The sequence below is a fragment of the Roseibium sp. MMSF_3412 genome, assembly GCF_030733265.1.
Lineage (GTDB): Bacteria > Pseudomonadota > Alphaproteobacteria > Rhizobiales > Stappiaceae > Roseibium.
Window position 1 is genome coordinate 172,587 of sequence record NZ_JASHJI010000011.1, and the last position, 21,164, is coordinate 193,750.

At 59.6% G+C, this 21,164-nt stretch carries 24 protein-coding genes; 9 read left to right on the plus strand and 15 right to left on the minus strand.

Annotated elements, in window-relative coordinates; translation table 11 throughout:
• Positions 1 to 112: 112 nt before the first annotated feature.
• Positions 113 to 898, minus strand: a complete 786-nt coding sequence (locus tag RBB49_RS19195) for an ion transporter (RefSeq protein ID WP_306144490.1) — start codon at positions 896 to 898, stop codon at positions 113 to 115.
• Between the two features lie 200 nt (positions 899 to 1,098).
• Here RBB49_RS19195 and RBB49_RS19200 point away from each other — a divergent pair, with 200 nt between their 5' ends.
• Positions 1,099 to 1,860 carry an SDR family oxidoreductase gene (locus RBB49_RS19200; protein ID WP_306144491.1) on the plus strand — a complete coding sequence of 254 codons (762 nt, stop codon included), beginning with the start codon at positions 1,099 to 1,101 and terminating at the stop codon, positions 1,858 to 1,860.
• Positions 1,861 to 2,168: 308 nt separating this feature from the next.
• Here RBB49_RS19200 and RBB49_RS19205 read toward each other — a convergent pair whose 3' ends face one another.
• Both RBB49_RS19205 and RBB49_RS19210 read right to left on the minus strand, forming a co-directional pair.
• Positions 2,169 to 2,648, minus strand: coding sequence for a DUF302 domain-containing protein (locus RBB49_RS19205; RefSeq protein ID WP_306144492.1), 480 nt, complete (start codon positions 2,646 to 2,648; stop codon positions 2,169 to 2,171).
• Between the two features lie 96 nt (positions 2,649 to 2,744).
• On the minus strand, positions 2,745 to 3,896 hold the full coding sequence (locus RBB49_RS19210) for a YeeE/YedE family protein (RefSeq protein ID WP_306144493.1): 1,152 nt from the start codon (positions 3,894 to 3,896) through the stop codon (positions 2,745 to 2,747).
• A gap of 270 nt (positions 3,897 to 4,166) precedes the next feature.
• Between RBB49_RS19210 and RBB49_RS19215 the strand changes: the two genes are divergently transcribed.
• Positions 4,167 to 5,552: a tetratricopeptide repeat protein gene (locus RBB49_RS19215; RefSeq protein ID WP_306144494.1), complete on the plus strand. Its 1,386-nt coding sequence runs from the start codon at positions 4,167 to 4,169 to the stop codon at positions 5,550 to 5,552.
• Between the two features lie 43 nt (positions 5,553 to 5,595).
• Positions 5,596 to 6,879 (plus strand): OpgC family protein, encoded by a 1,284-nt coding sequence (locus RBB49_RS19220; RefSeq protein ID WP_306144495.1) that lies wholly within the window; start codon positions 5,596 to 5,598, stop codon positions 6,877 to 6,879.
• Positions 6,880 to 7,356: 477 nt separating this feature from the next.
• Here the strand turns inward: RBB49_RS19220 and nqrF are convergent, their stop codons facing one another.
• From nqrF to RBB49_RS19250, 6 genes are read right to left on the minus strand one after another with little or no spacing between them, the layout of a single operon-like run.
• Positions 7,357 to 8,577: an NADH:ubiquinone reductase (Na(+)-transporting) subunit F gene (gene nqrF, locus RBB49_RS19225; RefSeq protein WP_306144496.1), complete on the minus strand. Its 1,221-nt coding sequence runs from the start codon at positions 8,575 to 8,577 to the stop codon at positions 7,357 to 7,359.
• 12 nt (positions 8,578 to 8,589) lie between these two features.
• Complete coding sequence (nqrE, locus tag RBB49_RS19230) at positions 8,590 to 9,198, minus strand: NADH:ubiquinone reductase (Na(+)-transporting) subunit E (RefSeq protein ID WP_306144497.1); 609 nt, start codon at positions 9,196 to 9,198, stop codon at positions 8,590 to 8,592.
• The gene (locus RBB49_RS19235; RefSeq protein WP_306144498.1) at positions 9,198 to 9,851 is read right to left on the minus strand and encodes an NADH:ubiquinone reductase (Na(+)-transporting) subunit D; all 654 of its coding nucleotides are present in this window, start codon (positions 9,849 to 9,851) and stop codon (positions 9,198 to 9,200) included. Before RBB49_RS19235 ends, nqrE begins: the two co-directional genes overlap by 1 nt.
• A complete protein-coding gene (locus RBB49_RS19240; protein ID WP_306144499.1) occupies positions 9,851 to 10,675 on the minus strand; it encodes a Na(+)-translocating NADH-quinone reductase subunit C in 825 nt (274 codons plus the stop codon). The genes RBB49_RS19235 and RBB49_RS19240 overlap by 1 nt, the downstream gene beginning before the upstream one ends.
• Positions 10,668 to 11,867: an NADH:ubiquinone reductase (Na(+)-transporting) subunit B gene (locus RBB49_RS19245; protein ID WP_306144500.1), complete on the minus strand. Its 1,200-nt coding sequence runs from the start codon at positions 11,865 to 11,867 to the stop codon at positions 10,668 to 10,670. The genes RBB49_RS19240 and RBB49_RS19245 overlap by 8 nt, the downstream gene beginning before the upstream one ends.
• A gap of 3 nt (positions 11,868 to 11,870) precedes the next feature.
• Positions 11,871 to 13,214: a Na(+)-translocating NADH-quinone reductase subunit A gene (locus RBB49_RS19250; protein ID WP_306144501.1), complete on the minus strand. Its 1,344-nt coding sequence runs from the start codon at positions 13,212 to 13,214 to the stop codon at positions 11,871 to 11,873.
• Positions 13,215 to 13,386: 172 nt separating this feature from the next.
• On the opposite strand from RBB49_RS19250, the gene RBB49_RS19255 reads away from it, so the two are divergent.
• Together RBB49_RS19255 and nqrM are read left to right on the plus strand one after the other, a co-directional pair.
• Positions 13,387 to 14,421 (plus strand): FAD:protein FMN transferase, encoded by a 1,035-nt coding sequence (locus tag RBB49_RS19255; protein WP_306144502.1) that lies wholly within the window; start codon positions 13,387 to 13,389, stop codon positions 14,419 to 14,421.
• Between the two features lie 23 nt (positions 14,422 to 14,444).
• Positions 14,445 to 14,672 (plus strand): (Na+)-NQR maturation NqrM, encoded by a 228-nt coding sequence (gene nqrM / locus RBB49_RS19260; RefSeq protein ID WP_306144503.1) that lies wholly within the window; start codon positions 14,445 to 14,447, stop codon positions 14,670 to 14,672.
• A gap of 16 nt (positions 14,673 to 14,688) precedes the next feature.
• Here the strand turns inward: nqrM and RBB49_RS19265 are convergent, their stop codons facing one another.
• A complete protein-coding gene (locus tag RBB49_RS19265; protein WP_306144504.1) occupies positions 14,689 to 14,874 on the minus strand; it encodes a hypothetical protein in 186 nt (61 codons plus the stop codon).
• 122 nt (positions 14,875 to 14,996) lie between these two features.
• Between RBB49_RS19265 and RBB49_RS19270 the strand changes: the two genes are divergently transcribed.
• A complete protein-coding gene (locus tag RBB49_RS19270) occupies positions 14,997 to 15,479 on the plus strand; it encodes a CBS domain-containing protein (RefSeq protein ID WP_306144505.1) in 483 nt (160 codons plus the stop codon).
• Between the two features lie 107 nt (positions 15,480 to 15,586).
• Here the strand turns inward: RBB49_RS19270 and RBB49_RS19275 are convergent, their stop codons facing one another.
• From RBB49_RS19275 to RBB49_RS19285, 3 genes are all read right to left on the minus strand, one after another.
• On the minus strand, positions 15,587 to 15,871 hold the full coding sequence (locus RBB49_RS19275) for a DUF1150 domain-containing protein (RefSeq protein WP_306144506.1): 285 nt from the start codon (positions 15,869 to 15,871) through the stop codon (positions 15,587 to 15,589).
• Positions 15,872 to 15,904: 33 nt separating this feature from the next.
• The gene (locus RBB49_RS19280; protein WP_306144507.1) at positions 15,905 to 16,333 is read right to left on the minus strand and encodes an Hsp20 family protein; all 429 of its coding nucleotides are present in this window, start codon (positions 16,331 to 16,333) and stop codon (positions 15,905 to 15,907) included.
• A gap of 159 nt (positions 16,334 to 16,492) precedes the next feature.
• Complete coding sequence (locus RBB49_RS19285) at positions 16,493 to 17,353, minus strand: LysR family transcriptional regulator (RefSeq protein ID WP_306144508.1); 861 nt, start codon at positions 17,351 to 17,353, stop codon at positions 16,493 to 16,495.
• Positions 17,354 to 17,355: 2 nt separating this feature from the next.
• Between RBB49_RS19285 and RBB49_RS19290 the strand changes: the two genes are divergently transcribed.
• Positions 17,356 to 17,787, plus strand: coding sequence for a hypothetical protein (locus RBB49_RS19290; protein WP_306144509.1), 432 nt, complete (start codon positions 17,356 to 17,358; stop codon positions 17,785 to 17,787).
• 37 nt (positions 17,788 to 17,824) lie between these two features.
• Here RBB49_RS19290 and RBB49_RS19295 read toward each other — a convergent pair whose 3' ends face one another.
• Complete coding sequence (locus RBB49_RS19295; protein ID WP_306144510.1) at positions 17,825 to 18,316, minus strand: nuclear transport factor 2 family protein; 492 nt, start codon at positions 18,314 to 18,316, stop codon at positions 17,825 to 17,827.
• A gap of 114 nt (positions 18,317 to 18,430) precedes the next feature.
• The gene (locus RBB49_RS19300) at positions 18,431 to 19,249 is read right to left on the minus strand and encodes an RNA polymerase sigma factor (protein ID WP_306144511.1); all 819 of its coding nucleotides are present in this window, start codon (positions 19,247 to 19,249) and stop codon (positions 18,431 to 18,433) included.
• Positions 19,250 to 19,404: 155 nt separating this feature from the next.
• On the opposite strand from RBB49_RS19300, the gene RBB49_RS19305 reads away from it, so the two are divergent.
• Positions 19,405 to 19,764 carry an MmcQ/YjbR family DNA-binding protein gene (locus tag RBB49_RS19305; protein WP_306144512.1) on the plus strand — a complete coding sequence of 120 codons (360 nt, stop codon included), beginning with the start codon at positions 19,405 to 19,407 and terminating at the stop codon, positions 19,762 to 19,764.
• The gene (locus RBB49_RS19310) at positions 19,748 to 20,941 is read left to right on the plus strand and encodes an MFS transporter (protein ID WP_306144513.1); all 1,194 of its coding nucleotides are present in this window, start codon (positions 19,748 to 19,750) and stop codon (positions 20,939 to 20,941) included. The genes RBB49_RS19305 and RBB49_RS19310 overlap by 17 nt, the downstream gene beginning before the upstream one ends.
• The last annotated feature ends 223 nt before the right edge of the window (positions 20,942 to 21,164 follow it).

Sequence of the window (21,164 nt, forward strand, 5' to 3'; positions counted from 1 at the left end):
CTCCTGTCACGCACGTCCCGCTCGCAGGTCGGAGCGGCCGCCCCGAAGAGAAGGGCGTCACGGCCGCTTTGTCCAGCTTGTCATCATCACAAGTCAGCGAGAAGACCGTCGCTCAGTCCCATGCCCCTTCCGTCGGGATATTCAGCATACGTCCGCAGTGCTTGCAGTGGATCGCATCCGTGTCGTGGCGGTTCAGACCGCAGTCGGGGCAGCTGACCCGCGCCTTTGACGGCCTGAAGATGGTCTGCACCAGCCGGAGAAACAGGGCCACGCCGAAAATCATGATCAGAACGGTCATCAGGCGCCCGACGCTGTCGGTCATGGTGATATCGCCGAAACCCGTTGTCGTCAGGGTCGTCACCGTGAAATAGAGCGCGTCGAGGTAATTGTTGATGTTCGGGTTTCGCTCGTCCTCGATAACATAGACAATCGCGGTCACGACAAAGATAAAGACAACGAGGTTGACGGCGGACTGCAGGATGTCCTCGTTTCGGCGGAACCAGCTTGAGGCCTCGCGCAGTTCCTTCAGCAAATGATAGGAGCGCAACAGCCGGAGCATCCTGACGACGCGCAGGAAGGCGAAGTTTTCCAGGAACACCGGGGCAAGCAGAGACGCGATAACGACGATGTCGGTAAGCGAGGTAAAGCTGAACAGGTACCGGGCGGGCGTTGCGGAGGCGATCAGGCGTGCGATGTAATCCAGCGACAACACGCCTGCGAGTATGAAGTCGAGCGTGTGAAAATGCCGCTCCGGATCCATGACGGAGGAAACGATGAAATAGCCTATCGTGAGGACGTCGAACGCCAGAAGGGTGAACCTGAAGACCCGTGCGCGCGTCGAGTGACCGAAATAGAGCTGACGGAGCCCCGTCCGCAGCGCGGATTTTTCTGCAGCCATCAATCAGACCTTGTCAGTGTCCACCCCGTTATGCAGGCCGGTGGACAGGATCGCAAACCCCCAAACGGGTTCGTTCGCGTATTCGTGTATTTCCTGCATGACGTTACTGCAAACGAACTGTTTATTCTGCGGCTTTCTCACACTAAGTTCGCGCCAAGTTCAACGCGGCCCAAAAAGGCCGCCCACTTCAGGGACGTTTTATGTTTGATTTGTCTGGACAAGTTGCCTTGGTAACAGGCGCAAGCCGCGGCATCGGCGAAGCCGCCGCACGGAGTTTTGCCAAACATGGCGCAAAGGTCATGCTCGCGGCGCGTTCCGCAGGAGATATCGACCGGATCGCCGCCGAGATCAACGCCGGTGGCGGTGAAGCGGCAGCCGTCACCTGCAATGTCGCCGACTACAAGGACGTTGAAAAGGCGGTTCAAACCTGCCTCGACACTTTCGGGAAACTCGACATCCTGGTGAACAACGCCGGTGTTATCGAACCCATCAGCCGAATCGAGCTGTCCGATCCCGAAGCCTGGGCAGAGGTGATCGATGTGAATGTCAAAGGCGTCTATCACGGGATGCGCGCCGTCGCGCCACACATGCTCAAAAACGGCGCGGGGACCATCATCAATATCAGTTCCGGAGCGGCCTCCGGGGCGCTGGAAGGCTGGAGCCACTACTGCTCGTCCAAGGCGGCGGCGCTTTCTCTGACACGATGCGGAGAGAAGGAATTCGGCGACAAGGGCATCCGCGTGATCGGCCTCAGCCCCGGAACCGTCGCAACCCAGATGCAGGTCGATATCAAGGCCTCCGGCATCAATCCGGTCAGCCAGCTGGACCCGTCCGTGCACATCCCGGCCGAGTGGGTTGGCGAGGCGATCTGCTGGCTCAGCACGGACGCGGGCGACCCCTATCGCGGTATCGACTGCTCGCTGCGGGACGAGGATGTGCGCAAGGCCGTCGGCCTCATCTGATCCTTGCGCCGAAGAGTTTGACCGCGCAAAACCTGCAAAAACAAAAGAGGGCCGCGGTGCGGCCCTCCCATGAGATCGACGTAGACCCTAGGTCCGGATCAGATCCCGGTGAAACTTTGCAATACCAGAGGCTGCTCCAGCACCGATCCATTCCACCCAGACTTCCGGGCCACGTTCCGATACTCACTAGACATGGGCACACCTCCTTTCAATAGTTGACGATGACCTGAGTGTGACCTTGCAAGTGAGTCACGACAAGCCCAAACTTTCATCGTCCCCAATCGCCAAAGCACAATGAAAGCCGTGTGTTACCGGGATGCAACAGCCTTGTCGGCAATCGTCTGGAACACGCCGTCCAGTTCCGCTGCCAGTTCTGCAAGCGCATCGCCGCCCTCTTCCATGTAAGGCGCGAACACGAAACTCGGCGTTTTCCAGGACAGCGTCGCAGTTCCGCCGGTGTCTTCCGTGACATAAAAACGGATCGGCGCTTCGATGCCGGCGGCGACCGATGCCTCCAGCATTCTTATCGCGTAGTCGTTGCGGTAGACGCCCATGACGCGGTTGCCCGGGATCGTCAGCCCGCGCCCCTTTGCCCCGGCGGACGCGCTCGCCTGTGTGACCAGCAGCATCTTCTCGACCTTGATGGCAGCCTTCAGATCATCGACGAGCACCTGGTAGGCCTTGTCCGTGGCGATGACCTGCCAGCCTTCGCGTTCCGTGATGCTGTCTGCCACGGCGGGTGAAAAGGAGATGAAAACCAGCAAAATGAAGCTGAGCAGGGTGCGCATATGCCCGTCCTTCAGAAAAAATAGGCGTTTGACGAGAGCCTATCGCGCACGCGTTCACGCGCGCTTCACAATCGGGTGTGCAAGGGAACCCGCGCTCTACCCCATCCCGAGTCTGAGGCGCAGACGCGTGCCCAGGAGACTTCCGAGAAAGCCGAACAACAGCCACAGCCAGCCGTGCAGCGAGCCGGACACCAGGCCGCCGAGATAGGCTCCGATGTTGCAGCCATAGGCAAGCCGTGCCCCGTATCCCATCAGCAGCCCCCCGGCAATCGCCGTCAGGAGATCCCGGCGGCTGAGCTGCCAGACCGGTGCGAACCTGCCGGCCAGGGCCGCCGCCGCCATCGCGCCCAGGATGACGCCGAAATCCATGACCGAGGTGGTGTCGCGCAGGACGGAGTTTTCCAGCGCGCCGCGCTGCCATGTCCAATACGGCCAGGTGTCGACCGGAATACCGACCGCATGAAAAATCTTGCCGCCCCAAAGCGCAAAGGCCGACGTGATGCCCCAGGGCCGCCCGACCACCACAAAGGTCGCGATGCCAACGATGGCCAGCATCACGGCCCCCATCATCGGCGACCAGGGCCCCGTCAGGAACGAGTCCGTCTTGCGCGATGCGGCCAATTCCCCATGGGCCTTGCGTTCAATGCGTACGGTTGCAAATGCCAGCGTCCCGAGCACCGCGGCCGTCACCAGAAAGGCGCCATGCGGCCCGAACTCGCGGATGAGCGACGTCGCGGGCAGTTTCGGCAGTTGCCCCCACAAATGCAGATGGGCCGTTGCCAGGACGGAACCCAGGATGAACGCGGCAAGTGTTATCATCATCCGGGTCGACCCGCCGCCTGCGGTGAACAGGGTCCCCGACCCGCAGCCGCCGCCAAGCTGCATGCCGACGCCGAACATGAACGCACCGATGGCCGCAGCGACACCGAACGGGAACACGAAACCTCCCGTCGGCCATCCGAGCTGCCCTCCCCAGGCGATGAGCGGAAACGAAACCGCGCTGGTCAGCAGGATCAGCACGAACTGCGCCCGCAGGCCCGCTCCGCGCCGTTCGGTCACGATACGCCGCCAGGCGGCGGTGAACCCGAAACTGGCGTGATAGAGGGAAAGTCCCGCAAGACCGCCGATCAGGACTGCGACAGCCTGACGCATACCCGCCTCGGCATAGGCGCCGAGCGAAATCAGCGCAAGCAGGCCAGCCGCGGCAGCGACGACGGTGCCTTGTGACTTCCCAATCGTGACAGCCATAGAATCACTACCTTTTTCTACTGCCGATCCCTGCAACCTATCCCAAACGGAGTGCCAAAAAATCGGGCTTTACCCTTGCATCACCTGCCATATCTTCACAATCCAAAGCTCAATGCCCGCACTACACATTGCCAACACCTTTTTGTGTTTTGCAGTTCATGAGAAGGCTGCGGATTTTTAGCGGTGAGTATTCATTCGGCTGACTGCTGCCGTTTGCGTCGTCAGGAACACGCACGGTAACCGTCAGCATGGGAAACGAGAAGGCCAGACATGCGTCTCAGCGATCAATTTGGATATGATCTCACTCTCACGGACAAGGACGCTGTTGCGTCCTGGAATGCGACCGTGCTGGCCTTTCTGGCTCATGGGAAGACGACACCGGTTCACCTTGAGAACTGCCTGAGCGCCAGCCCGGATTTCGCGCTTGCCCACGCCGCACGCGGGATGTTCTGTCTTCTGCTCGGACGCAAGGAGCTTTACGCAACAGCGCGCGAGTGCCTTGCGATTGCAAAGACATCCGCACAGAACACGCCGATCACCGACCGTGAAGCAGCCTTTGTTCAGGCGCTCGACGTCTGGCTTGACGGCTTCCCCTCCAGATCGGCGGATCTTCTGGATGCGATGCTGGTGCGCGTGCCCGAAGATGCCTTCATGATGAAGCTCATCCACGCGATCCGGTTTGTGCTGGGCGATGCAGTCGGCATGCGCCAATCCATTGACCGGGTCTATTCCGCCTATGACGAAAAGCATCCCGCCTATGGTTATCTGCTCGGCTGCCGGGCGTTCTCGCTTGAGGAAACAGGCGATTACCGCCTCGCCGAAGCGTCGGGACGCAGGGGCCTTGAGTTCGCCCGGGACGATGCCTGGGGACTGCATGCGGTCGCGCATGTGCATGACATGACCGGCCGCTCCGAGGAAGGTGTCGGCTGGCTGGAAAACCATCCCGACGGGTGGGCCCACTGCAACAATTTCGGCTACCATGTGTGGTGGCACCTCGCGCTGATGTATCTCGACCAGGGCCAGGCCGACAAGGCGCTCGCGCTTTACGACGCCGACATCCGCAAGGACAAGACGGACGATTACCGCGACATTTCCAACGCGGCCTCGCTTCTGGTCCGGCTGGAACTGGAAGGCGTCGATGTCGGGTCCCGCTGGGAAGAAATCGCCCAGCTCTCCGACAAGCGTGCCGAGGACGGGTGCAACGTGTTTGCCGATCTCCACTATCTGCTCGCCCTCTTGAACGGCGGACGGCGTATGGGGGCGGACCGGCTGCTGACCGGTCTGAAGGAACGGTCGAAGACGGAAACGGATCTTGGCCGTATCTCGGCAGATGCCGGGCTGCCGACCGGGCTCGGCCTGGAGCAGTACCGGAAAGGCAATTACGCATCCGCGTTCTCGCTGCTGACATCCGCGCGCGACAGCCTGCATACGATCGGCGGTTCCCACGCCCAGCGCGACGTGTTCGAACGCATAACAATCGATGCTGCGCTGCGTGCAGGCTTTTCGAGCGAAGCAGAAACCATTATCAAGAGCCGCAGCGACAAGCGCGGTGCCCTCGACCGCTTTGCCGAGCAAAGGCTTGAGATCTGCGGCAAGATGCAGAAAGCCGAACAGGTGATGGAAGACGAGAACCTCAGGGCCGCCAATTCCTATTGAGGGATCCGGCCTCCCCGAGTGACTTAAATTTTCTGGATTTGACGTGAACGCACATACACAAACGAAACGTCCTCGCGACCCGCGGCTCGATTTCTTTCGCGGGATCGGGATGTTCATCATCTTCATCGCCCACGTGCCATGGAACTGGTGGACCTTGTGGATTCCGGCGCGTTTCGGCTTTTCCGACGCAACGGAGATTTTCGTTTTCTGTTCCGGCATGGCGTCCGCACTCGCGTTCGGCAAGACGTTCGATGTCTATGGATGGGGTATCGGCGCGGCACGTGTCGTGCAACGCATGTGGCAGGTCTACTGGGCCTTTATCGGCCAGTTTCTGGTGATTGCGGTCGGTCTGATCATGCTGCACGAGAGCGGCTTCCTGAACGATTGCTGCGGACTGACCCAGGACTACGTCAATTCGCTGAACCTCTGGCATCTCTACAACAAGACCGAGATTGCCCTGCCCGGTCTCATGACGATGACCTGGGTGCCCAACTATTTCGACATCCTGCCGATGTATGTGGTGATCCTGGCTTTGATGCCGGCCATCATGCTGATTGCCCGCTATTCGGTTCCCGGTGCCTTTGCGTTCTCGATCGGTTTGTGGCTCGCCTCGCAGTTCGGTCTGCTCGACCTGCCGGCAGAACCCTGGTCGGAGCGCAAGTGGTTCTTCAATCCGTTTGCCTGGCAAATGCTGTTCTTCACCGGCTTCGCTTTCATGCGTGGCTGGATCCCGGCACCGCCGGTCAACCGGAACCTTATACTGGCCGCTCTTGCGATCATCCTGATCACCGTTCCCTTCGCCTATTTCCGCGTTCACAGCGAGAACCATCTGGACGTTGTCTGGGCACGCGAGGTGCGCGAGGCGATCAGGCCGCTCTGGGTCAAGACCGAGTTCGGCATCCTGCGCTACGTGCACTTCCTGGCGCTGGCCTATGTCGCCTGGGTGGCTGCCGGTGAACACGGCAAGTACCTGCTTGGCCACGGGGCCTTGTGGGGCGGATTTGTCCGCGTCGTCCAGAAGGTGGGACAGCAGTCCCTGGCGGTTTTCATGGCCAGCCTCGTGATTGCCCAGGCAGTCGCAATTCTCAGGGACATGGCCTGGGCGCGCGGCGAATGGACGGCGCAGATCTATACCAACTTCGGCGGCTTCCTGGCACTTATTGCCGTTGCCTATGTGGTTGCATGGTTCAAGGGTCAGCCCTGGCGCAAACCGCCTGCGGTCTCCGGCAAGTCGGCAAAGGCGCAAGGTGGCCCCAATCCGAAGGAGAGCGGTTCAGCAACCGCCGAAGACGCGGCTCAAAAGACCAAAGACCCGGCGCTGGTTTAGCACCGGGCTAGGGTACGGACCCATAAATGATGTCATTTTGGTTTGGATCGTTTTGACCAACTGCGAGAAGCGAAAGCGCAGGAAATGTGCTTCATTTTCAAGCCTTTCGCGACGTGGCAGATGGCCAAAACGGCCAAATCCGAAGGACGGCAAAATGGCTGCACCTCGCAGCGTCACCGCGCTTGACCGGGCAAAAAAGCCCGCTCTGCACACGCTTCCTCCCGAGATTTTGCCATTTCTGCTGCCAAATCGGCTTCATTTATGGGTCCGCACCCTAGCGTCCCAAAGACCCTAGCAAGACCCAAGTGCCTGCATCCGCCGGGTGCCTGCAAATCCTGAACCCATGCGCAGATTCACATGCCGTTCGAGGCGAAAAGTTCAGTTAGTTCAACTCATTGCGCCGAAAAGAAACTGCCCTGACCGCTTGGCGATCAGGGCAGCATATTCTCGATATCGCTGAAATCAGATTTTCGGAAATCAGCCGCCGAAGTCGTCGAGCATGATGTCTTCCCGGTCAACGCCCAGGTCGAGCAGCATGTTGATGACAGACGAGTTCATGATGGGCGGTCCGCACATGTAGAACTCGCAGTCCTCGGGTGCCGGGTGGTTCTTCAGGTATTCGTCAAAAAGCACGTTGTGAATGAAGCCCGTGTAGCCGGTCCATTCGTCCTCCGGCAGCGCATCGGACAGCGCCACGTGCCATTCGAAATTCTCGTTTTCAGCCGCAAGATTATCGAAGTCCTCGACGAAGAACATCTCGCGCTTGGAGCGCGCGCCGTACCAGAAGCTGATCTTGCGCTTCGATTTCAAACGCTTGAGCTGGTCGAAGATGTGACTGCGCATCGGCGCCATGCCCGCACCACCGCCGATGAACACCATTTCCTTTTCGGTCTCGCGCGCGAAGAACTCGCCGAACGGTCCGGAGATGGTGACCTTGTCGCCCGGTTTCAGGTTGAAGATGTAACTCGACATCTTGCCCGGAGGGATGCCTGCCGAGCCCGGAGGCGGCGAAGCGACACGAACATTCAACATGATCATGCCTTTTTCCTCGGGGTAGTTGGCCATGGAATAGGCGCGTTCAATCGGCTCGGACACGATGGATTCGTACTGCCAGAGATTGAACCGGTCCCAATCGCCCCGGTATTCTTCCTCGACATCGAAGTCAGTGTATTTGAGGGCGTGTTGCGGCGCTTCGATCTGGATATAGCCACCGGCACGGAAGTTGACGTCTTCCCCTTCCGGCAGTTCCAGGACAAGCGCCTTGATGAACGTCGCCACGTTCTCGTTCGAGCGGACGGTGCATTCCCACTTCTTGACCCCGAAGACCTCCTCGGGAACCTCGATATCCATGTCCTGCTTGACGGCAACCTGACACGAGAGGCGGTCGCCGCAGGCGGCCTCGCGCTTGGTGATATGGCTTTCCTCAGTCGGAAGGATAGACCCGCCGCCGGAATGGATCTTCACCCGGCACTGGGCGCAGGTTCCGCCGCCGCCGCAGGCAGAGGGCACGAAGAGTTTCTGTTCGGCAAGGGTCTGCAGCAGCTTTCCGCCAGCCGGGACGGAGATCGTCTTTTCACCGTTGATGCTGATATTGACATTGCCGGTCGACACGAGCTTCGAGCGCGCGCCGAGAATGATCGTGACGAGCGCCAGCACGATCAGGGTAAAGAGCAGAATGCCCAGTCCGAATGTGGCCACAAGGCTCTCCCGTTACAGTTTGACGCCGCTGAAGGACATGAAGGCAAGTGCCATCAGTCCGGCAGTGATGAAGGTGATGCCAAGCCCCTGAAGCCCCTCAGGAATATCGGAATACTTCAGTTTTTCCCGAACACCTGCCATTGCCGTGATTGCCAGCGCCCAGCCAAAACCGGAGGACAGGCCGTAGGTGACCGACTCTGTGAAATCGTAGTCGCGTTCCACCATGAACAGCGACCCGCCGAGGATGGCGCAGTTCACCGTGATCAGCGGCAGGAACACGCCGAGCGCGTTGTAGAGCGGCGGGAAATACTTATCGAGCACCATCTCAAGGATCTGCACCAGGGCGGCGATCACGCCGATGTAGGAGATCAGTCCGAGGAAGGTCAGGTCGACATCGCTGAACCCGGCCCAGGCGAGCGCACCCGGCGCAAGCAGATAGTTGAGAATGATGTTGTTGGCGGGAACCGTGATCGACTGAACGATCATGACCGAAATGCCGAGCCCGATCGCTGTCGAGATCTTTTTCGACACGGCGATGAAGGTACACATGCCCAGGAAGAAGGACAGTGCGAGGTTTTCGACAAAGATCGCCTTTACGGCAAGGGAGACCAGATGTTCCATCAGTGCGCGTCCACCACCTGGATCTTGTATTCGGGTTCCTCGACCTGTTCAGGCTTCCAGGTCCGGAACGCCCAGATCAACAGTCCGATGATGAAGAATGCCGACGGCGGCAAGAGCAGCATGCCGTTGGGAACATACCAGCCGCCGTTGTTCACGGTCTGCAGGATATTGAACCCGAAGAGGCTGCCGGCTCCGAAGAGCTCGCGAATGAAGCCGACCAGCATCAGGATCAGACCATAGCCGAGGCCGTTGCCGACACCGTCGATGAAGGAGGCGACCGGCGGGTTCTTCATGGCGAAGGCTTCCGCCCGGCCCATGACGATGCAATTGGTGATGATCAGGCCGACAAAGACCGAGAGCGTCTTCGAAATCTCGAACGCATAGGCTTTCAGGACCTGGTCCACGATGATCACAAGAGATGCGATGATCACCATTTGCACGATGATCCGGATCGAGCCCGGGATGTGGTTGCGCAGCATCGAGATGAACATCGATGAGAAACCGGTCACCAGGGTCACAGCGATCGCCATCACGAAGGAGACCTGCAGCGACGATGTCACGGCAAGGGCAGAACAGATCCCCAGAACCTGCAATGTGATGGGATTGTTGTCGACCAGTGGATCGACCAGCATCTGTCTTCTGGTCTGCGCCATCAGATTTCTCCTGCTTGCAGTTTGGCCAGGAAGGGCGCATAGCCCGCCTCGCCCATCCAGAAACGCACGAGGTTGTCAACGCCAACTGACGTTAGCGTTGCACCTGCCAGCGCGTCCACATGATATTCAGGGCCCTCGGGCGGGGCCGTCTTGGCAACGGTAATCAGCAGATTGCCGCTGTCATCGGCAAGCTTCTTGCCGTTCCACAGGGCCTTCCAGCGCGGATTGTCGACTTCCGCACCCAGCCCCGGCGTTTCCGCATGCTGGTAAAACTGCAATCCGTAAATGTCGTTGCCGTTCGCCTCGAGCGAAATGAAGCCGTAAAGCGTCGACCAGAGGCCGTAGCCGTGAAGCGGCAGGATCACCTTGTCCAGGCTGCCGTCGTCCTTGCGCAACAGGTAAACCGTGACGAATTTGGACTGACGGCCGATCGATGCCGGATCGTTTTCCAACGCGATGGAGGTCTCCGGATCGCTGGCAGCGGCAAGATCGTCGAAGGTCGCCGGGTCGAATGCATCCGTAAACTCGCCGGTCGCCAGTTCGAGGACGCGTGGTTCGAACACCTTGAACGCCTCTGCGACATTGGTGCCGGGCTCATAGCGGCCGGCAACCTGCAGAATGTTGATCTGCTTGTCCTTGAGCGCGTTAACGGCCTGGAGCGGACGCAGGGTGACGGCGGCGGCCGACACGATCATCGATGCGACCAGGCAAAGCGACACGGCCACGAAAACCGTCTTGGGGACGGAGTCGGCCGGCAGGTCGAGAAACCGCCGCACGAAACCCTTGTTCCGGGTCTTTTCGGTCTGTCCGGTATCTTCAGGCATTTCTCTTCGCCCTGCGTTTGATGTTGGCCTGCACGACGAAATAGTCGATCAGCGGTGCGAACACGTTGCCGAACAGGATCGCCAGCATCATGCCCTCCGGGAAGGCCGGGTTGATCACCCGGATCATTACCACCATGAAACCGATTAAGGCGCCGTATATGTAGCGGCCCATATTCGTATGGGATGCGGAAACCGGCTCGGTGACCATGAAAGCAAGGCCGAATGCGTAGCCGCCGACGACCAGATGCCAGTACCAGGGCATCGCGAACATCGGGTTCGTATCCGAGCCGATGAGGTTGAGCAGCGTCGAAAACGCGATCATGCCCGCAAGACAGCCGACGACAAGGCGCCAGTTTGCGATCTTCGTCACAAGCAGGAAGGCAAGGCCGATGAGGCAGGCAAGGGTCGAGGTTTCGCCGATGCTGCCCTGGATGATGCCGAGGAACGAGTCCATCCAGGTCATGCCCTGCGCGGCCAGTTGGGCGTAGCCGTCCGACGCGGAGACAGAAAGCGCGGTCGCGCCGGAAAATCCGTCAACCGGTGTCCAGATGGTGTCGCCGGACATCTGGGCGGGATAGGCAAAATAGAGAAACGCGCGGCCCGTGAGCGCCGGATTGAGGAAGTTCTTGCCGGTTCCCCCGAAGACTTCCTTGCCGATGACGACACCGAACACGATCCCGAGCGCAACCTGCCAGAGCGGCGCGGACGGCGGCAGGATCAGGGCGTAAAGCATCGAGGTAACGAGAAAACCCTCGTTGACTTCATGGCCGCGCACGGTCGCAAAAACCACTTCGCAGATACCGCCGGCGACCAGCGTGGTGATGTAAATGGGCAGGAAATAGAGCAGGCCGTGAACGAAATTTGCGAACGGATTGGCCGGATTGAAACCGATCCCCAGCGCTTCGATGATCCAGGCGCGCCACCCGGACGCGCCATAGGTCGCGATCGCGTGGTTCGCCTGAAAGCCGATGTTGTAGAGGCCGACCAGAATGCATGGGATCGTCGCGATGACCACGTAGGTCATGATCCGCTTCATGTCGATGTAGGAACGTGCGTGTGGTGCCGCTGTCGTGACCGTTTTCGGCGTGTAAAGAAAGCTCTCCACCATTTCGTAGACAGGGAAGAGTTTCTCGTATTTGCCACCTTTCACGAAAAGCGGCTCTATCCGGTCAAAGAAATTGCGCAGACCCAAAACCTAGCCCTCTTTTTCGATCTTCATAAGACAATCACGGAGCGCAATGCCATATTCGTATTTCGCGGGGCAGGCAAAGCCTACCAGCCCGAGATCTTCTTCGTCCAGTTCAAGTGCACCGAGCGCCTGCGCCTGGTCGGTATCCATGACCAGCAACGCTCGCAGAAGCTGGGTCGGAAGGTAATCCTGCGGCATCAGTTCCTCGAACGTCCCGAGCGGAACCATCGCCCTGCGGCCACCGTTGAGGTTCGACGTCAACGCGTAGAGTTTCTTTGAGAACGCGGAGCCAAGAACCGGCTGAAAGGCGTATTTGGACGGCATCGGAAGTATCCAGCCCATCGGGATCTGTTTGTGATCCTCTTCAATCAGGGTCACTTGCCTCGCGTAACGCCCTAGATAGGCACTCGGCCCCTCGCCCAGACGCCCGCTCAGAACGGATCCGGAAATGAGACGCACCGGCTCATCACCAGTGATCTCGCCATCGGCCAGTTCCTCCATCGATGCTCCGGCGATCGTGCGCACCAGCCTCGGCCTGGCACAGCGCGGACCGGACAGGGCGATCACGCGGCTTGGATCGTAGTGACCCGTTTCAAGCATTTTCCCGATCGCGATGACGTCCTGGTAGCCGATGCTCCAGATCGTCTTTTCAGCGCTGGGTGCATCCAGGAAGTGGATATGCGTACCGGCAAGGCCCGCCGGATGCGGCCCTGAAAAGCCGGCAACTTCGATACCGGACATGCTCAGACCGGGGATTTCCGCGCCCGTTTCGCAGCAAAGGTAGGTTTTTCCGTCGCTCAAGGCCCTGATCGCCTCAAGACCCTTTTCGAACGCGGCAGCATTTTCGCCAATGATGATGGCCGGGTCGGCCGCGAGCGGTTCGGTGTCCGTCGCGGTCACGAACAGCGCCGCCGGCCGTGCCGCCGGGTCCGGAACCTTGGAATAGGGACGGGTGCGGAAAGATGTCCAGAGCCCGGAGGCGCAGAGCCGCTCGACAAGGCCGGAGGTTTCACCCAGATCGCCGACACCTGAGAAGTCGACCGGTTCAGCCGCACCGTCCTCAACATCGATCACCACACTGATCAAAACGCGCCGCGCACCGCGATTGACGGCCCTGACCCGGCCCGCGACCGGCGACACAATCATCACGTCGGGCGTATCTTTATGGAAAAAGAGGGGCGTTCCGACGCCAACGGTGTCGCCTTCGCCCACAAGCAGACGCGGCTTCAATCCGATATAGTCTGCAGCCAGAACCGCAGCGGAATTCGTCTTTCGCTCGTCGCTGATCTCTTGAACGGGCGCTCCCGTTATCGGCAGATCAAGACCTTTTTTGAGCTTAAAGCTTTGCACGCACCCGGCCTCCAGAAAATTCTAGCACCGCATATGCTATGTTTTTGCCTCGGTCAAAAGCACTAATTTGCCTGTGGACAAAATTTTTTGGTTGAATTGACCGGCAAAACCAATGAAAAGCGCGAGTGCACATGCGACACATGTCGCTCATGATCTACCGGAGACTGGTACCGTGCCCACTGATATCTTATTTTCCCGGCGCAGCTTCGTCCTGATGTCGCTGTCCTTGGCCGCGTGCAAAGGCGGAGCGGATATTCTGGAACTTTCCGGTTCCACGATGGGCACAGGATATTCGGTTACGGCCGTCGATCATGACCGGCAGGTCGACAAGGCGGCCTTGCAGAAGGCGATCGGAAAAAGCCTTGCGAGCGTCAATGCGCAACTGTCCAACTGGGACCCGGCTTCTGAAGTTTCCCGTTTCAACGCGTTGAACTCGACCGATCCCATGCAAGTGTCGGAAGGCCTTGCGAAGGTGGTTCTGGCCTCCAAGGACGTCAATCACGCCAGCGACGGACAATTCGACATCACGCTCGGCCCGGTGATCGAAGCCTGGGGCTTCGGCGCCCGCAAACCGGGCAGCCACGCTGAACCCGACACGCTTGTTCTTGCTGCCGCCAAGGGCTCGGCGGGACAGACGGACGGACTGGAAGTGAAAGGCGCCACCTTGCGCAAGACACGGCCGGACACGCAGATCTACGTTCCCTCGGTCGGCAAGGGCTACGGCGTCGACAAACTCGCAGAGGTCGTCCGCTCCTTCGGACTTTCGGATTTCATGGTCGAGATCGGTGGAGACATTTACGTCTCCGGCCGGAATGCGGACGGCATGGAGTGGCAGATCGGCATTGAATCGCCGAACGCACACTCGCGCCAGACCTTCCAGGTCGCCAGCGTCTCGAACCTCGGCATGGCCACCTCCGGTGACTACCGGAACTATTTCGAACATGACGGCAAACGCTATTCGCACATCATCGATGCCCATACGGGCCGCCCGATTACGCACAAGACGGCATCCGTAACCGTTCTGGCGGAAAACACGATGATGGCGGATGCCTGGTCGACCGCTCTTCTTGCTGCCGGCACGGAACGCGGACTTGAGATTGCCAACCATCGCGACCTGGCGGTAATGTTCATCGATCGGAAATCAGACGCGCCGAACAGCGGCTTCGTGACTGCCACAAGCAATCGCTTCCAAGCCCTGCAGGCCTGATAACGCAACGGGTTGAGATCCTGATGACCTTCGTTCTGGCATTTGCGCTTCTCCTTGTCGTCGTGGTCGGCATGGCCATCGGGGTGATTTTCTCCGGACGGACCATCAAGGGCAGCTGCGGCGGACTGAACGCGATCGCGGATGCGGATCATTGCATGGTCTGCGACAAGGAAATCGATCCGGACAGTCCCCTGCGCGAACGGCTGGCATGTCCGCGTGCGCGCAAGATGCTGGCGCAGATGGAAAGCTGAAGCGCCACCCGACGGATCAGGTATTCGCCGCGACCGGAATGAAGGCCACGATGGCCAGGCAAACGCCGGCCAACACCCCGAATACCCAAAGTTTCCATCTCGGCCCCTCTTTGACCCAGACGCGCCGGTACTGAAAGCCGGCGAAACAGGCCAGTACGAACAGGCTTGTGGCAACAAACGGGGAGAGTATCAAATCTTGCAATTTGAAGAGTTCCTTAAACAGGCATGTTTCGGCTAAGCTGACTGTCAGGTCCGCAGAGGGACAGACAAAAGGGAGCCAAAATTATGCCAAGCTCTTATCAGGCCCCGAGCCGAAAAGACAAGATGCAAGCGACAACCCACAGCCAGTCCTCGAAGTCAAACACGACGAACGAGGCGGCTTCCGTGCGCAAGATTCTCTCTTCGAAGGGTCAGGAGGTTTTCGCCCTCCGCCCGCAGAACACGCTTCTGGAAGCGGCGGAAATGCTGCGCGACAAGAGGATCGGCGCCCTGATCGTCAAGGATGCTGCCGGAGAACTTCAGGGCATCCTGTCGGAGAGGGACATCGTGCGCAGGCTCGCGGAGACGCCCGGGGAAACGCTCAAACAGACGGTCGGGGACATCATGACGCGCGATGTGGAAGTGTGTCAGCCTGATGATCCGCTGATTTCCCTGTTGCGCAAGATGACCGAAGGCCGTTTCCGGCACATGCCCGTTGTTGAGAACGGGGCGGTCATCGGCATGGTCACGATCGGGGACGTCGTGAACTACCGGCTGAACGAACTCGAATACGAATCCCTGCAGCTGAAGCAGCTGATCGTCGGCTAAAAATGAAAACGCGGCCCCAAGAGGCCGCGTCCAAATCATTGGCGCCGCTGCGCACCGCGTGCCGGATCCCGCGGCAATGAAACGGCGGTACCGGGAAGAGCATCCGCTCAGTGCAGCGATGCCATTTCCAGTTCCGCCTCAAAGGCGTTTGCTACGGCAGCTTCGCGGCTGTCCGCGAGCAGAATCGGGGTCCCGTCTGCATTTTGCAGCGCATAAAGCGTTACATTGTCGTGCAACGGCGGGACATCGGGGAACATGTCCTTCAGGTCTCCGGCCTTGATCGGCTTGATGTAGGCAACATCACCCGTGCCAAGCTCGGTCAACTCGTCCGCAGACATGAATTCGGACAAAACTGTCTGGTCAGCCCAGTCCGGGCCATTGGGATCGTGCATCAGTCTTTCTCCGTTGTTTTAGCCGACGAGGGTCTATTCGCCGCTGGAGATTTCTATTTTTCTTATAACGCGTTCCGGTTCGGGACGCGCAAGATCGATGGACAGAAGGCCATCTTTCAGGTCAGCGCCAAGGATCTCTATGCCTTCGGCCAATACGAAAGCACGCTGGAACTGCCGGGCGGCAATGCCGCGATGCAGGTATTCGCGTGACTTGTCATCGACCTGTCTGCCGCGAATGACCAACTGGCTTTCTTCCACCGAAACATCAAGCTGCTCCCGGGTAAAACCGGCGACCGCGAGCGTGATGCGAATGACGTCACCCCTGCCCTCGACCTTAGGAAGCCGTTCGATGTTATAGGGCGGATAGCCGTCATTGGCGGCTTTTGAAACGCGATCGAGCACACGTTCGATATCGTCGAACCCGAGCATAAACGGGCTGGAAAACGCTGACATGCGTGACATCCTCAAAGTCCTTGTCGAAGCGACCTTGCACCCGGACCCAATCAGGCATCCGGGCAGGAACCAAGCGGCTCCATTCAGTAGTAAATATGGAGCCTAGTTAAAATTGATTCAAGGACAGCGGATTTTTCGGTCTGTTTGACCGGTCGTTTCGGCCCGATATCAAAGCACCGCGCGCAAAAGCGGGTCTGTTTTCAACAGCTTTCCCAGTGCGGACAGAGCCTGCCGGACCGCAGGTTCATGCCGTTCGTCCTGGTGCATGACGAGCCATCTTTCCGTTTGCAGCGATCCGATCGGTTCGCTCAGGCGCACAAGATCGGAAAACGCCTCGCCGACGAACATCGGCAACAACATGCGTCCCGCGCCCTGGCGGACCAGAGGCAGGGCATGCATGGCCCTGTTCACCGTGATGGTGACATCGTCGCCGTGGTGGTCGCGTATCCAGCTGCCGGTCGGGAAATGCGCCTCGTCCTCGACAACGCCTATCCATCCAATTTCCGCCTCGTCCCGCACCGACGCGGCCTGATAGACGGCGTATCTGACAGTCCCGATCTTTTTACCCGCGAGCCACTCCTGTTTCGGCCGCTGGCTTCGCACCCCGATATCGATCTGCCGCCGGGCAACGTCACGGCTGCGCGGATCGGCCAGAAACTCGGGCACCCAGGGATCGTCCTGCGACCAGAAGGCGCTGATATTGTCCATGAGCAGCCGCGCGGTCCAGTCGCCCGCGGAGATGCGAACGCGCCGTTTCGTGCTGCCGCTTTCCCGCCATGCCGAAATCGAGCGGGCGGCCTCGTCCATATCCTCAAGGCGCACCAGCAGATCCCTTCCGGCCGATGTCAGCTGATAGCCCCGTGCCTCGCGTTCCACCAGCCGCACATTCAGGCTCTTTTCCAGCGATGCAACACGCCTGCCAAGCGTCGCGGCGCTCACCCCCGTCTGCTCGGCAGCGCCGGCCAGACCACCCGCCTTGGCAACCGCCAGAAAGAACCTCAAATCCTCCCAATCTAGGTTTTGTTTCATTTTTGAAACCTCAATTTCAACTCAAAAACATGAAGATAGATCGTTTTCGTGAGAAATTATGCATCACAAGATCCTTCAAAATCAAATTTGAGAGGAATTTTTTAATGACAATTCCCAACACGTTCTTCACCCGCGAAACACTGGATTGCGAAGGCTGCCACGCCTGGAACGACCCGCGCAGGCAGCTCTATCCGCATCATGCGGAGCTCTGGCCGGAAGACCTTCCGGAGCATGTCTGTTTTGAACGGCAGGCCAGAAAGCTCAGGCAGAAAAAACAGCGGGCTTTGGCCCGTGCATTTTTCAGATTTCGCTGGCTCGGTGCTGCGGTGGCTTTTGCGCGGGCACCGCGCTGGCCAGGGTTTGTGCCGGAAGATCCGATGGAACGCCGGCCAAATCGTGGCCCGGCGGAAGACCGCCAGGCCAAACCATCATGAGAAGGCTGCGCCGGTTCGGCACCGACGTTTCCCGAACTCAGTCGGCCGTGCCGGCCAGCAGGTGACCGCCATGCGGGTTGTCGATGACCATTTTCCAGGAGCCGTCAGGCTGCCTGCGCAGGACGGCGATGGAAAGGCCTGCTGCTTCAACCGGTTTGCCTGCCGGATCTGTTCCGGTCATCTGCCAGGGTGCAATGTGAACGGCGATGTCACCTTCCACGATCACTTCGTGGCCGGAATAGGAAAACTTCGGCGAGACGGCGAGGAACTGTTCAAAGGCCAGCCTCGCGCCCTTGGCATCGGAGACGGGCTTGCCCGGCTCGAACATGATGGTCTGATCGGCTTCATAGGTCTGCATCACGGTGTCGAGGTCCCCTGCCTCGAACGAACCGGTCATTTTGCCGATAAGTGCCAGAACGTCTTTCTGGTCCCGTGTCATCTCTTCTGTTCCTTCTGCATGTGCCGGAGCGGTCAGGGTTGAAAATGCGATCACGGCTGCGGCCGCGGCTGCATGAATTCGATGCTTCATGGGGGTCTCCATTCCTGAAATTGGCAAAGCGGTGCCAGTCCCGCCCGTTGCCAAGCCGGTTGAGGTATTCTGTTGAGGTTTTGAGTTACTGGCGGATCTGCGCCGGAATCGGTCCTAACGGCTCGGCGACAGAATTCTGGTGAGCTCGAAGCGGATGTCCTGAGGGCAGTCCCGATAGGGAACCGACTGCTGAAGCTTGAAGGTTTTCAGGTCCTCAACCACGGCCCCGATCTCGGCTCTTGCTTGTGAATATGACAGTCGCGAACCGGCGGAATTCGGATAGGACCCGCGCAGCACCCGTCCTGCCTCAAGAGCGGCGGGCAGACGTCTCGGGCAACTGCATTTCGTGTTCTCGCCGACAAGCCCGCAATGGCGGGAAGTGAACGCAACCACTTCGGCGCGCGCCCGCGACAGCCGCTTGCGGTAGGCCGCCGGTTCCAGTTCCAGGATCCCGGAGGCTTCCGACTGGTCGAGTTCGAGCACATCGCCGAGCACATAGGCGAGCCGGAGATCCATCGACAGACACAGCAGCATCGCCATGGTGCAGGAAACCCGCAACTCGTTCAGAAGCAGCGCCTGATCGGGAGCCTCGGGGGGATCTGCGACAAGACCTGTTTCCAGATCGGCGGCAAACATCTCGAACGTCAGGCCGGGGTCACGGTCCCGCAGTTTTTTCGCGCTCACGATATGACGGATGGCAATCCGGTAGGCCCAGGTGGAAAATGCACTCTCGGCGCGGAACGTGGACAGTTTCGTCAGGATCCGGATCAGGATTTCCTGGGTCGCCTCGCTCGCATCGTCAGGATTGACCAGCACTCTGTGCGCAAGGTTGTAAATCCGGTCCTGTACGCTCAGCAGAACGTCTTCCACGGCTGCCCTGTCGCCTTGCTGCGCGGCCTTGATCACTGCCAGCGATACATCTGCAATTGTCATTTCGCGATCCTGTTTTGCGGTCCTTCATAGAGTTAGAGGGCAAGGCTGCGGAATGTGTGACATATTTTTTTGATCAAGCGGCAGCTTGCACGATCGGCCCCGACACGCCACTGTTGCGCGTCCCATCATTTCGTCTTTTCAGACATGAGCCTCTTATGACCCGCGACGAGTTCGACGCCTTCTGCAAAAGCTTGCCTGCAACGACCCACGTGATCCAGTGGGGCAATGCTTCCGTGTGGAAGGTCGGCGGCAAGATATTCGCGATCTGCTCACGGTGGGGCGACGGTGACCATCAGCGGATCGGTTTCAAGTGTTCCGACATGTCCTATTCGTTGCTGACCCAGCAGGAAGGCATGATCCCCGCCCCTTATCTCGCGCGGGCAAAATGGGTTCAGATGGAAAAGGAAGGCGCGCTTTCAGAGAACGATCTGAAGGCCTATATCGTTGCCGCCCACAAGATCATTGCCGGCAAGCTCACCAAAAAAGTCCGGAAAGAACTTGGCCTTGGAGACTGACTTCACAGGCAAGTGGCGCTCGCTTTCGCTCCTGATGGTCGCGGAAGTTGCCGGGATGGGCCTCTGGTTCATGTCCGCCGCGATCCTGCCTGACCTCACCCGTGAATTTCCGATTTCCGAAATGCGGCAGGCGGCACTCTCCAGTGCCGTTCAGATCGGGTTTGTCGCCGGTGCGCTTGCCTCCGCGCTTCTCGGTCTTGCCGACCGGATCGACCCGCGCCGGCTGTTTGCGTTCTGCGCGATTGCCGCCGCGCTGTTCAATGCAAGCCTTCTCGTCGTCGAGCCCGGGGGCACCGTCTCGATCCTGGCAAGATTTGCAACCGGTGCGCTGCTTGCCGGTGTCTATCCGGTGGGCATGAAGATCGCCGTCGGCTGGGGTCAGAAGGACCGAGGGTTTCTTGTCGGGGCGCTGGTAGGTGCTCTTACCCTTGGCTCCGCGGCACCGCATCTTCTGGCGCTTCTGGGAGGTGCCGACTGGCGCTGGAGCCTGACCATTGCCTCGATTGCCTCGGCCATCGGCGGCGTCCTCTGCCTGTTTGCGGGTCTCGGACCGTTTCACGCCAAGGCGCCGCGCATGAAGATCGACGCGATTTTCACCGCCTGGACCAACGCCCGGATACGCTATGCCTATGCCGGCTATCTCGGTCACATGTGGGAACTCTATGCGATGTGGGCCTGGATCGGGGTCGCGCTCACGCTCTCCTTCTCCGCACATATGGCGGAAAGCGACGCCGTTTCCCTCTCCCGCCTGATCGCCTTTCTGACGATTGCCGCGGGCGGTGTCGCCAGTGTCATCGCCGGCATTGTCGCCGACCGGGTCGGCAAGGCGAACATCGCGATCCTGGCGATGGCGGTCAGCGGCACGGCGGCGATCGCCTCCGCCCTCACCTTCGGCGGCCCTGTCTGGCTGACAATCGTCTGCGTGCTGGTCTGGGGCGCGGCGATCCTGCCGGACTCTGCCCAGTTCTCAGCCCTCGTTGCCGACTACGCCCCGCCCGAACAGGCCGGCAGCCTGATGAGCTTCCAGACCGCTCTCGGCTTCGCGCTGACCTTCTTTACGGTTCAGCTCACACCGCTCGGGGCAGACCTGATCGGCTGGCCGGGCATGTTCGCCCTGATGGCCATCGGTCCCGCGCTCGGCATTTTGGGCATGTTGCGGCTGAAGCGGATCAGCTGACTGACAGGCAGGCTTAGTGCCGTTTGACCCATCCTTCGAGACGGGCCTTGCGACCCTCCTCAGGATGAGGTCTTCCGGATGCGAGGCGGAAAAGCCTGTGGCACAGTCTCTCCTTGTCATCCCTGCGAAGGCAGGGATCCAGTATACGCTTGCCTGACCGCCTTTATCACTCACCAACCGCACGGATTACTGGTTCCCGGTCTTGCCGCCCATGCGGCAAACC